Genomic DNA, 11,906 nt, shown 5'->3' on the forward strand with positions numbered 1-11,906 from the left:
TAAAATATTGATATGACTAAAGAATATTATCAAAAGAAATGACTTAATTTTTACACATCTAACGAATACATGCAAAATAAAGTTAATATCGTATTCAATAATTGAGAATTAAACAAAGAAAGTTTCTTAAAAAGTCCTGAAGTAACTAATAAAGGGATTAAATTTAGTAAAGATTTTGGTTATTCGTACTTTTGCGAGTTTTCGGTAGAAATTATAATAATGATTTTCTGTACTATGTTAAAACCTAATATGAAAATTGGACTAGGCTTTGATATTGAAACACCAGAACAAATAAGAAAAAATGTATTGAATTTATTTGCTCAACAAGGTGTACAAGTATATGTTTTTGAAAAAAATAGTCCTTGTTCGGAAACTAATTTAAGAGATTTATTAAAAATTGATCGAAAACTTAATGGTGGAATTTACTTTGATTATGATCGAATTGAAGAAAGTTGATATATTAAATTTTTAGATGTTGAAGGAGTTTTGGTACCTATTAAAATTCAACAAAAACTTGTTGATTCTTTAAGTGAATTCAACTTAAGTTTAGGTAACTATTTAAATTTAAATAATTCTATTAATGTAAGTTATGATAAAGTTTTTGAAAATAGTTTTTCAAAACATAAATTATTCAATTTTTTACAAGTAGATGATTTCTTTTCAAACCTAAAAATCGAGTATGCAATACAAAATGAAATTTTTGAAAAGAAATTCAATACAGTTACTAAGTTATTAAATTTAAACACCACTAATTCAAAGGTTATGATGTTAAATCATAATATTTCACTATTAAAGAGTAAATTTAAGTCTAATGATGAAAGAAGTGATCTCCTTGTTTTAGTCAACAAAAAAAATCAATTAAAGATTTACAACAAAGTAAGCGGAAAACTAATAGAAATTGAAAATGATTTAATAGCATTTCTATATATTGATTTTATGATTGGTTACTGAAGAAATGCAAAAATTGATAACAAATTAGTAGTTTTACCATTGAATGCTAAAAAATATGTCATTAACCTACTCGAAAGTTATTCAATTAACTATGCTTACGAAAATCAAATTTACAACGAAAGAGATGTTTTATTTTCATACAATCAAGGTCTTTTTAGCACTGGTGTAAATGATGGTTTTAACTACGATAACTTAAAATTCCTTTTTTACTACATTTATATGACAAACGAATATAAGATAAAAGGTGATTTTATAAATTACAAAACTAATCAACTATTAAATGTATATAACCTACATTTATATGATCAAATAAAAATTAGTTTCGATAAAATATTCCTAAAAAAAATGGACTTAATTTTTAGTGTGGGACAAAAATTTACTAAAACACAAGAAATAGTAAAAATTATTAAGCATAATTATGAAAGTTATGGTTATTTCTATCTTTATACAATTATTTTAAGTGACGATTCTAGAGTAATTTATTTTTATGACATCGATGATGCAAAAATGATTATAAATGTTGAATTTATGAATAATATGAATAAAATGAAAGTACAAAATAAGATCAAATTTGAAGAGTTGAAAAATAAAGCTACTGATGCTGTAAAGTTTGCGAAAAAATTTTAATTTAATATGAAAGGAATTATGGAAAAGAAAAAGAATAATAATATCGAGTTTAACTTTAGTTGATTTGCTATTATCATAGCAATAATAATTATGGCTTTTGTAACAACTGTATTAATCTTTTTATATTTAAAATATGATATAAATATATTGGATTTTACAGGTTTACATCAAAATTTATAGGACTATTATGTTTAACAATAAGAAAATAAAATTTATTCTTTTACCAACTACAGTTTTAAGTGCTTCGTTAGCAATAATAACAATGAGTTACAAAAACGATAATAGCAATATTAATAAAAAAAACATTGAAACTATAAACTAGGACACAAAAAGTTGACAAATAAATGTCAACTTTTTTTATTGGAGGAAATATGGGAAAACATTTATCTTCCAATCATTGATTCGAACTCATCAATGATTGGAATAATGGATTATCTAGAAAGATAATCCTTGAAAAATATATTAATTTTTCTGGGCACTGAAAGTTAAAAGCCAACGGGATAAGAACTTTTTTTAGAACATTAAAATATAGAGCAAAAGTTTATAATAAAGGTATGGAATACATTTTAACAAGCAAAAAACATCCTAGTGAGATGAAGAAACGTGGAAGACCCAGAAAAGAAAATAAAGATCAAGAAATTGATTGAAGTGATTTTAAGAGAGAAGAATTGATAGAAATTGCTAAAAGATATGTTGAGATAACTAAAGACATGCCTAAAAGAGAAAAAACAAAAGAATCAAAAGCATTAACTGAAACATCAATTACTAAAATTTCTAAATTATTGAAGATTTCAAGACAATCTATTTATAATACAAGAAAAAGAGATTGTTCAACTAAAAAATGAAATTCTACAATACCTGAAAAATATAGAGAAGAGATTTTAGAAGCTAGAAGAAAACATAAAAATGCAGGCAGAACTAAATTATCAAAAATCATGCAAAATGACTTTAATATAGTATTAAATGAAAGAACTTTAGGGAGATTTCTTAGCAAAAACAACTTAAATTCAGAAATAAGAAAACGTAGAAGAACAAAAGAAATAAAAGATATTAATTACATAGGAGAAGACTTAGTTAAAAGAGATTATAACGATTCTCAAAATCTCAATATTAAGTGTACTGATATAACATACTTACCTGCTACAAAAGATGCAATCCAAAACCACGTTTATCTTTCTGTGATTATTGATCATAGATCTAAATTAGTTGAATCATTTCAACTATCTTTTTACAATGATCTTGACTTAGTTATGGATAATTTAAATAAAAATAATTTCAATAATAAAACTTTTATAGTTCATTCGGACCATGGATTTCAATATACAAACGAAAGATTTATAGATAAAGTCAAATCATTGAATGGAAGAACTTCATACTCAAGAATTGGTAATAGTCTGGATAATAGAGAAGCAGAATATTGGTTCTCGGTGTTGAAAACTGAATTCATTAGAGATTTGAATGTATGAAATTTAACGTTAAAAATGTTAAATGATGAAATAAAAAAATTCATAAATTATTATAATAATGAAAGAATACAATCAAATTTAAATTGAAAAACACCAAAGCAATTTGCAATGATGTCTTAAAATATTTTTTTGTCAACTTTCGTTGTCCTAGTTTACTATTTTGAGTGATTTAAAATATAATAACGAATATGTATCCAAAGTTGATTACAAAAAAGGTAACTTTATTTTTGAAAAGTTAAAAAATAACAAAGGTGTTAACAATTTAATTCATTCATTATCTTTCAATCTTAACAAAAATGAGTTAATTGATGAACTATATAAACTCAAGTTAAATGAAGAAGAAATGCGATTCTTAATTTATAAAGTTTCGCCATTTTTATCTAGTATAAAAAATGATTTCCAAAAAAATACGACAATAATTTATATCAAGAAACAAAATGTTTTCAAATCAAAAAACTTAATGAATGATGTAGAAATCGTAAATGAAAATTTTAATGATCATGTGCTTAATGATTGAGATTTTCAGATGAAAAATAATGAAGAAACCATGTACAAAATAGCATTTAATTTTTCAGATAATTTTAAAAAAGGTATTGTTTGAAAAGTAACAGACGGATGATTTAGTTACCCAGAATTATATATCGCTCCAACTAATGAATATATTAAGGACAGCATTGAAGAACCTAGTGTATCATCCTTTAAACACTTATCACCTGGAACAAGTTTTAATTTTGGAAATAAAATAAAAGAAATTTCGAAATAATAACATGAAAAATATTAAACCTAAATTTAGGCTAATAACATCTCTTTCGTTAGGGATAATAACCGTTCCAGTATCAATTTATTTATTTACAAATTGACCATTAGATCCTACTAATTCTTCAATGCCTAATTCTGCCAAATACAGAGAAAATTTTAAAAAAGCTTCTGAAATTGCTAAAATGTACAAAAATAATAATATTGAAGATATTTTATCGAATGAAAATTATGGTAATTTCTTAAAAGAAATAGGGATAGAGATTGATAAATCTAAAATTATTGACAAAAAAATAAGTGAAATAGATTTTGACATACATGATCTTATTAAATTTAAATACAAAAAAGTAAATTTTAAAATAACAAAGTACTTTAAACTACCCGAGCTAGGTCGTTTGATAGTTTATATAAAAGCCTCTGAGCAAATTATTTCTGATCCAGAAAATAACCAAATTTTTGTAATCATAGATGGCTTTCAACCGGAGAAATTAGTACAAAGTGATGACATTTCTAAAGAAAGTACTAGAAAAATCAAAAACAATATTGGCATTAAAATAATAAATAATGAATCACAAACTATAACCAATAGCAATGGTTTTTTCTTTGACTATGCAATTAATGAAGAAGAAAACTATCCTAAAACATGATATTTGCTTGTTCCAATTCACTCTCTAGAATATTTTAGCAATATAAATAATTATGAGCCAACATCAAAATATTTGAATAATACTTATGAACAGAATTCAGAATTACATTTATTTAATTCAAATGAGTCAATAAGCTTAAAAGATGTTAATTTAGTTTTTGCTGGTTTTGATATATTCAAGTCAAACTTAAATTATCTTAAAAAATTCTCTAACAACTTTAATGAACATGATAATCTAGAAGAGTATATAGATTTTGCTGTTTTGGAAGTTAAATTTGATAATGAAGAAGACGCTAAAAAGTTTACATCTATATCAGAAGTGAATTATTTTTCCAAAATATTCCTCAAAAATGACATTAATTTTAAAGTTTTTGACAAATTTAATTTTCAATTTATAAATAGTGATAAAAACAGCAGAATTTTCAATGCTAAATATTGGCCTGAATCAGTAATATACAAATATAACCCATATATTATTTTTAATTCTGAAACTTTCAATACATCCTTACTTATAAATAATAATTTTATAAGTAAATTAAATTTTAACAATATTAATGGAAGTAAATATATAGACATAACTACTGGTATAGGATTTTCTGAAACAGGATTTAATGATGGTTCATCAGGTTCTATTATCTTTAATAATGATTTCTTCGGGTATAAAGTTTCTAATTATAGAAATCTTAATGTAGGAATCTATGTTCCGTTAATATGAAACAATATTGAAATTTTTAAAAATGATATAGTTGATAAGTTCAGCAACAGCACAGTCTTTGATAATTTTGTATTAGAACCTTACGATCTAATTTATGGAAATGAACAAACTCAAAAGAATTGATATTTAAAGTCATTAAAAATGATAAATCCAACAATAAAAACATACTTATCTAGCTTAAAGTAAAATAGGGGATTATGAGAATAAAAAGTAATAAAACATTGAAATCAATTGTATTTTTTCTGAGTCTAGCAGCATGTATTTATACATATTCATTTATAGTTAGCTCAACATACAATAAAAAGAATTGACTATTGATTAATCAAATTGAAGAGAAATATTTTGAATTTGATGAACAAAAAATTAATATAAATGAGTTAAACAAGCAACCTAAAAATAACTTCTCAATTAAATACGGTTTAAAAGTTGGTAGCAAATTAAATCGTAATCAATTAGCTTCGCAAGTTTCCATAGATGAAATCAATAAAAACGTTAAATTCGATATTAAGGTAAATATTAAATTGATAGATCTTAAACCTTTTGATGATTCTGGTCAATTGATTTTAACTTATAAATTTATGAATAAAGAGATAGATATATTAATTGATGGATTCGTGAAGAAAAAATCAGAGCTTATAATTACTGATGATCCAATAAATAGTGCATATATAGAAGTGCTAAATGATAGTAATGAGTATTTTAATGGCTATTTCATTGACTATGAAGTTGTTGAAAATAATAGGTATCCTTTAAAATGATTTTTATTAATACCGGATGATAAATCAAGAATTATAAATAGCTCTTCAAGTGTGTTTTTATTAAAAGGTGATAAAAAAATAAAAGTAAATAATATTCAAAATATTATTTCAGGAAAAAATGTTGTAATTGGTAATTACGTAAATTTAGCTGTTGTTGAAGTTAATTTTGAAAATGAAGCGGAAGCTAGAGATTTTACTAATAATAACTTTAATTTAATTCCAAGCAATTCATATCCCTTTTTTAAAAAATTTGATGGTAATAATGTTAAGTCTTTTGCGTTTGATGGGAAGATTGAAAAAGAATTTTGGTTTTATACAGATAGTAGAGATTTAAACTTGTATTTATACAATATCTCTACGCATAGATTATCAAATGAGTATAAAGAAGGATTTAACCGAATTAAGAAACTTCGAGTAAGAAATTCTTATTTTGATGGAGATGAAGCTAACGGTAGTTCATTTCTCAATAACGGATATTTATTTTTATATGATAATAAAAAATATGAACATAATAACTTCGATGAAAATAACGTAGGTTTATATACACCAATTTCAACTATTTTTAACAATAAAAATAGTCATTTGGAAAACTATAGCTATGATTTTATTTATGGAAGTGATAATTTATTACAACAGTCATGATATTTGAAATCTCTAGTTGAAAAATATCCTAAAATTCAAACTAAATTGTTAAATGACTATAAATTTAATAACAAAAAATGATTTGTTGGAGAAGAGAAATAAGAACTTTAGTATTTAATATAATAAACTTATACACTAATGAAAAATTTAAAAAATGCATTATAGCGTTATAAAATACGTTATTTTGCATTTTTTCATAAATATTTACGTAGTAAATTATTAATAACCGTTTGATTTGATATAATAAAACTATGAAAGTTCAAATTAAAAAAAGAAAAGAGCAACTAAAATATCTTAAAAATATAATAATAAAATATGAGACTCAATTAATTGATGCGATTTATAAAGATTTATCAAAACCCAAAGAAGAATTTATATTAAGTGAATTATTTGGTGTTTATGATGAATTTAATTTCTTTATAAAAAAGCTAAATAAGTTAATTAAGTTAAAAAAATTAAAAAATGGTTTTTATGACTTATTTTCTGAAACTGGTTATATTTATCAACCAGTTGGTAAAGTTCTTATATTAAATACATGAAATTATCCAGTAAACTTGCTTTTTATTCCCCTTGCAGGTTCATTAGCTTGCGGGAATGAAACAACATTAAGACTTCATCCATTTACACCTATGACTAATGAAGTTATAAAATTAATTGTTGACCAGTATAATAAGCTTTATGCAAATATCCAACTAGTAGATAATAAAGGTGATTTGTTAGAATATATCAAAAGTAATGAATGAAACTTTATTTTTTATACAGGTTCAACAAATACAGGATACCAAATCAAAAAAATTGCTGATAGTAAAAACATTTCTTGTTGTCTTGAATTAGGTGGTAAATCACCTTCTATTATTTTTAAAGATTGTAAAAAAAATAAAGCAATCCAAGAGATTATTTTTGGAAAAGCACTAAATATGGGACAAACTTGTATTGCTCCTGACTATTTGCTAGTTGAGTCTAGTATTTATGATGAGTTTATATTAGATTTACAAAAAGCTTTAAGTAAATTTAATAATACCATTCAAACAAGCAGAATAGTTAATAAAAATTCCGAAGAAAGAATTAAATCTTATCATCATCATATTGTTTTAACCAAATTGCAACTATTAGAATTAAAAAATATCGATTCTCCAATTATGGAAAGCGAAATTTTTGGTCCAATTCTTCCAATTTTAAAATTTGAAAATTTTAGCGATATTAGTGAGATTATTAATAAAAATAAAGATCCTCTATCTATTTATGCTTTCACCGAAAATAAACAAAATATAGAATTTATTAAAACAATCTCGACAGGTAATATTATGATAAATGCGACAATGTCGGTGTTAAACAACAATAGATTATCTTTTGGTGGAATTGGAAGTAGTGGAATTAATAGATACCGTGGCAAAGCATCCTTAGAACTTTTTTCAAACAAAATATCATTCAACAGAAATATTTTTGATCCTTATTTAATTGTTAAAAAGAACCTTCACTCAAAATTTTCTAAATCTGTGATAAAAATAATGCATAAAATTAAATCAAGTTTCACTTAATTAAATTTTATTCTAATAAGAAAATTGTTTCCAATTTATAATTGAAAAAAATACGTAAAATAGAAAAGTCATGCGACCATTATCGCATGACTGTTTTTATTTATTGGGTCTTTTAGTAAAATAATAGTGCAAAAATAAGAAAGGACCCAATATAATTATAGCAAATATTAAAAAATCTTTAGAAGAAGTTGTATGTATAAAAACTATATAAAGTGGAAAAGTCATGCGACCATTATTTTTATTTAAAGAGCTTGAAGTACAATAGTGCTTCAATATTTATAATTATATTGCTTTTTTATATAAAAAAGCACACCAAAAGAATCGGTCATGACCGATTTTAAAATTTTTTTCAATATTATTTTGAGATAAGTAATAAATATTTGTTAATTCTATTGATCATTATTTGAATTTGTTCATCAGAAAATTTGTCCATTGAAATACCTTTAGCAATATATCTTCTGATATGTCTATGAATGTTCTCGATAGAACCTTTTTGATATGAGCAGTACGCGTCACATTTGTATAAATTGTTTTGATTAATAACTTCGTGCAACAACACGTTCTCGGAGCCGTTGTCAATTGTTAAAGTTTTGATTTTTAATGCGTTATTTTCAATAATTTTAATCAATGATTTTTTAACTGCTAATGAAGTTTTTAGTGACCTAACTGAATAGAGTCTTCTAGATTTTCTATCTAAAACAGTAACTAAACAATACTTGTCCTCACGTTTACCAATAACTGTATCAAGTTCATAATGACCTTCCATAGTTCTATTGTTAGCTTCCTCAGGTCTTTGATGAATTGGAATTGCATTTTTAAGAGAACTTTTTTGAGTTTTAACAGTTCTCTTTCGGTATTTTCCTACCGAAAGAAATTGTAAAATATCTATAGATAATGAAAACTCATTTGACTTTAAGCACTTATATACAGTGCTTGTCGTAGGACAAGGACTATTAGGGTAATGTTTTTTAAATTTATTAACAAGTGCTTTAGCAGAAACTTTTATGGCTCTTTTTGTAAAATCCTTACTAAATCGATTTTTTCTAAAATAGTCAACTTCTTCATTTCAAAATCTAATAAAATCTTTTCATTTGTTTTGAATAGTTTTTGAGTGAAGTCTAGTTCTTCTTGACCTATAAAATATCAAATGTTCAGCTAACAAATTAAAATCTATATAGTTAACATAGTTAATATAATTGTCGCAATTGCGACAAACTTTCTTAAATTTCTTAACAAAATCACCTTGATTTGTTGCAGAAATTTTTAATAGTTTTTTAATAGTTTTTGGTTGAAATCTTACAATGTTTGAAACTTGAGAAATGGTTTTATTTTGCCCTATTAACCTTAAACATTCATTAAAATGAAGAATACTCATTTGATTCTCTTTCAATAGTCTTGTTTTTAAGACTTTCGAATGTAATAACCTAATTTCTTCATCAGAATTCTTTATCAAATAATGATTGTTAGGAAGATGTTTTCGTTTAGTTTTTATACACACAACTTTTTCAAGAGAATTTTTAATATTTGCTATAATCATACTGGGTCCTTTCGTATTTTTTGGAGCAATATTATTTTACTAAAAGACCCAATAAATAAAAACAGTCATGCGATAATGGTCGCATGACTTTTCTATTTTACGATGTATAAAAACTAAACAAAAACATCTTTATAATAATCATTATTTGATAAAAAATTCTGACGAAGAAATTAGGCTATTGCATTCAAAAATCATAAAAACGAGATTATTAAAAGAAAACCAAATGAGTATTATTCATTTCAATGAATGTTTAAGATTAATTAAAGAAAATAAAACTATTTCTCAAGTTTCTAACATTATAAAATTTCAACCAAAAACTATTAAGAGGTTGTTGAAAATTTCAACAACTGATAAGGGTGATTTTGTTAAGAAATTTAAAAAAGTTTGTCCTAGTTGTGACAATTATATTAACTATGTTAACTATTTAGATTTTAATTTATTAGCTGAACATTTAATATTTTATAAATCAAAAAGAACTATACTTCATTCCAAAACTATTCAAGATAAATGAAAAAGTTTTGTCAAATTTTGAAATAATGAAGTTAAATACTTTAGAGAAAATCGATTTAGTAAGGATTTTACAAAAAAGAGCTATAAAAGTTTCTGCTAAGGCACTTGTTAATAAATTTAAAAAACATTATCCTAATAGTCCTTGTCCCACTACAAGTACTGTATATAAGTGTTTAAAGTCAAATGAGTTTTCCTTATCTATAGATATTTTGCAGTTTCTTTCAGTAGGAAAATACCGAAAGAGAGTTATTAAAACTCAAAAAAGTTCTCTTAAAAATGCAATCCGAATTCATCAAAGACCTGAGGAAGCTAACAACAGAACAACTGAAGGACATTATGAACTTGACACAGTTATTGGTAAGCGCGAAGATAAATATTGCTTAGTTACTCTCTTAGATAGAAAATCTAGAAACTTTATTCAGTTAAATCCTTAAAGACTTCACTAGCAGTAAAAAACTCACTGATCAAAATTATCAAAAATAATGCATTGCTAGTCAAAACTTTGACAATAGACAATGGCTCCGAGAACGTGTTGTTACACGAAGTTATTAATCAAAATAATTTATACAAATGCGATGCATATTGTTCATATCAAAAAGGTTCAATCGAAAATATTCATAGACATATCAGAAGATATATTACTAAAGGAATTTCGATGGATAAATTTTCGGATGAACAAATCCAAATAATGATCAACAGAATTAACGAATATTTATTACTTATATCAAAATAATATTGAAAAAAATTTTAAAATCGGTCATGACCGATTCTTTTGGTGTGCTTTTTTATATAAAAAAGCAATATAATTATAAATATTGAAGCACTTTCATACTTCAAGCTCTTTAAATAAAGATAATGGTCGCATGACTTTTCCACTTTACAAATTAAAAAAATATTAAAAAAATACTTGGAAAAATTATAAAACATGTTATCATATTATCAGTGGTTATAGCAAGAGGGATCACCTGATACCATTCCGAACTCAGTAGTTAAGCCTCTTAGTGCCGACGATAGCCGAAAGGTGAAAATAGGGCGCCGCTGTTTTTTTATTTTAAATTTTTATATAATTAAAATATGAAAAGAAAAAACAGTTTATTTTATGTTCATTTATTCGCATTATTCTTAAGCACAATAATTATTTTATCTTTCACTATTATCACAATTCTTTACAAAACTGTACTTTTTGATATTAGTAATTTCAATAAATCTATAATTTTATTAATTGTAGAATTTATTTTACTTATATTAATTTGTATAACATTAACAATTTGTTTTATTTTAATTAAGAGAAGCATTTATAAAATAACTAAAGGTTTTAATATCAATCATCACATTAAAATATTAGCTACTTCTTCCCAAGATAACACAATTTCTAGAGATGTATACAATATTTTAGGATGAAATAAAAACAAGTTAATTGTTGTTTCTAAATACATGTTTTACATATCTATAATTTCTTGAACTGTTTTAACGTTTATTTTAGTAATTTATACAGGATTAATTTTTGATAAATCGCTAGTTAGCTCAGATCCGTTATTTTATGTATTTGGTTTAAAAGTGAATTTAGTTATTAATAAATTAAATCTTTTTGTGTTAATTCACATTATTTTAGAAATTGTTTTACTAACTATTTTTAATTTTATTAATAATAAATATAAAAACTTGTATGATTCAATTTTTAAAGATATAAAGAGCAAGGTTAATCAATACAGAGAAAACCCAAATATTCTTTTTTAATGTTATTATTTAAAAATAAATCA

At 24.0% G+C, this 11,906-nt stretch carries 13 protein-coding genes and 1 rRNA gene; 13 read left to right on the forward strand and 1 reads right to left on the reverse strand.

Features of this window, described 5'->3' with window-relative positions:
* The first annotated feature begins 12 nt into the window (after positions 1 to 12).
* The 8 genes from EXC66_RS00330 to EXC66_RS00355 all read left to right on the forward strand — a co-directional run bounded on the left by EXC66_RS00330 (position 13) and on the right by EXC66_RS00355 (position 8,099).
* Positions 13 to 1,578 (forward strand): MAG5620 family putative phospho-sugar mutase, encoded by a 1,566-nt coding sequence (locus EXC66_RS00330; protein WP_006886333.1) that lies wholly within the window; start codon positions 13 to 15, stop codon positions 1,576 to 1,578.
* A gap of 18 nt (positions 1,579 to 1,596) precedes the next feature.
* Positions 1,597 to 1,758: a hypothetical protein gene (locus EXC66_RS04280; protein WP_006886332.1), complete on the forward strand. Its 162-nt coding sequence runs from the start codon at positions 1,597 to 1,599 to the stop codon at positions 1,756 to 1,758.
* A 7-nt stretch (positions 1,759 to 1,765) separates the two neighbouring features.
* Complete coding sequence (locus EXC66_RS04460) at positions 1,766 to 1,900, forward strand: hypothetical protein (protein ID WP_268812170.1); 135 nt, start codon at positions 1,766 to 1,768, stop codon at positions 1,898 to 1,900.
* A gap of 49 nt (positions 1,901 to 1,949) precedes the next feature.
* The gene (locus EXC66_RS00335; protein ID WP_129622285.1) at positions 1,950 to 3,164 is read left to right on the forward strand and encodes an IS3 family transposase; all 1,215 of its coding nucleotides are present in this window, start codon (positions 1,950 to 1,952) and stop codon (positions 3,162 to 3,164) included.
* A 40-nt stretch (positions 3,165 to 3,204) separates the two neighbouring features.
* A complete protein-coding gene (locus tag EXC66_RS00340) occupies positions 3,205 to 3,807 on the forward strand; it encodes a hypothetical protein (protein ID WP_006886203.1) in 603 nt (200 codons plus the stop codon).
* Positions 3,808 to 3,811: 4 nt separating this feature from the next.
* On the forward strand, positions 3,812 to 5,347 hold the full coding sequence (locus EXC66_RS00345; protein WP_006886202.1) for a hypothetical protein: 1,536 nt from the start codon (positions 3,812 to 3,814) through the stop codon (positions 5,345 to 5,347).
* 11 nt (positions 5,348 to 5,358) lie between these two features.
* Complete coding sequence (locus tag EXC66_RS00350) at positions 5,359 to 6,663, forward strand: hypothetical protein (RefSeq protein ID WP_006886201.1); 1,305 nt, start codon at positions 5,359 to 5,361, stop codon at positions 6,661 to 6,663.
* A 149-nt stretch (positions 6,664 to 6,812) separates the two neighbouring features.
* Complete coding sequence (locus EXC66_RS00355; protein ID WP_006886200.1) at positions 6,813 to 8,099, forward strand: aldehyde dehydrogenase family protein; 1,287 nt, start codon at positions 6,813 to 6,815, stop codon at positions 8,097 to 8,099.
* A 355-nt stretch (positions 8,100 to 8,454) separates the two neighbouring features.
* Here EXC66_RS00355 and EXC66_RS00360 read toward each other — a convergent pair whose 3' ends face one another.
* On the reverse strand, positions 8,455 to 9,636 hold the full coding sequence (locus EXC66_RS00360) for an IS30 family transposase (protein WP_129622287.1): 1,182 nt from the start codon (positions 9,634 to 9,636) through the stop codon (positions 8,455 to 8,457).
* Between the two features lie 145 nt (positions 9,637 to 9,781).
* On the opposite strand from EXC66_RS00360, the gene EXC66_RS00365 reads away from it, so the two are divergent.
* The 5 genes from EXC66_RS00365 to EXC66_RS00385 all read left to right on the forward strand — a co-directional run bounded on the left by EXC66_RS00365 (position 9,782) and on the right by EXC66_RS00385 (position 11,883).
* Positions 9,782 to 10,246 (forward strand): hypothetical protein, encoded by a 465-nt coding sequence (locus tag EXC66_RS00365; RefSeq protein ID WP_129622290.1) that lies wholly within the window; start codon positions 9,782 to 9,784, stop codon positions 10,244 to 10,246.
* Complete coding sequence (locus tag EXC66_RS00370; RefSeq protein ID WP_006886680.1) at positions 10,173 to 10,580, forward strand: hypothetical protein; 408 nt, start codon at positions 10,173 to 10,175, stop codon at positions 10,578 to 10,580. Before EXC66_RS00365 ends, EXC66_RS00370 begins: the two co-directional genes overlap by 74 nt.
* A gap of 68 nt (positions 10,581 to 10,648) precedes the next feature.
* The gene (locus EXC66_RS00375) at positions 10,649 to 10,879 is read left to right on the forward strand and encodes a hypothetical protein (RefSeq protein ID WP_129622292.1); all 231 of its coding nucleotides are present in this window, start codon (positions 10,649 to 10,651) and stop codon (positions 10,877 to 10,879) included.
* Between the two features lie 205 nt (positions 10,880 to 11,084).
* A 5S ribosomal RNA gene (gene rrf, locus EXC66_RS00380) occupies positions 11,085 to 11,190 on the forward strand.
* 30 nt (positions 11,191 to 11,220) lie between these two features.
* Entirely contained in the window at positions 11,221 to 11,883 is a 663-nt protein-coding gene (locus tag EXC66_RS00385) for a hypothetical protein (protein WP_006886682.1), read from the forward strand.
* Positions 11,884 to 11,906 lie beyond the last annotated feature (23 nt).

Origin of the sequence: Mycoplasmopsis anatis (assembly GCF_900660655.1) — a bacterium.
Lineage (GTDB): Bacteria > Bacillota_I > Bacilli_A > Mycoplasmatales > Metamycoplasmataceae > Mycoplasmopsis > Mycoplasmopsis anatis.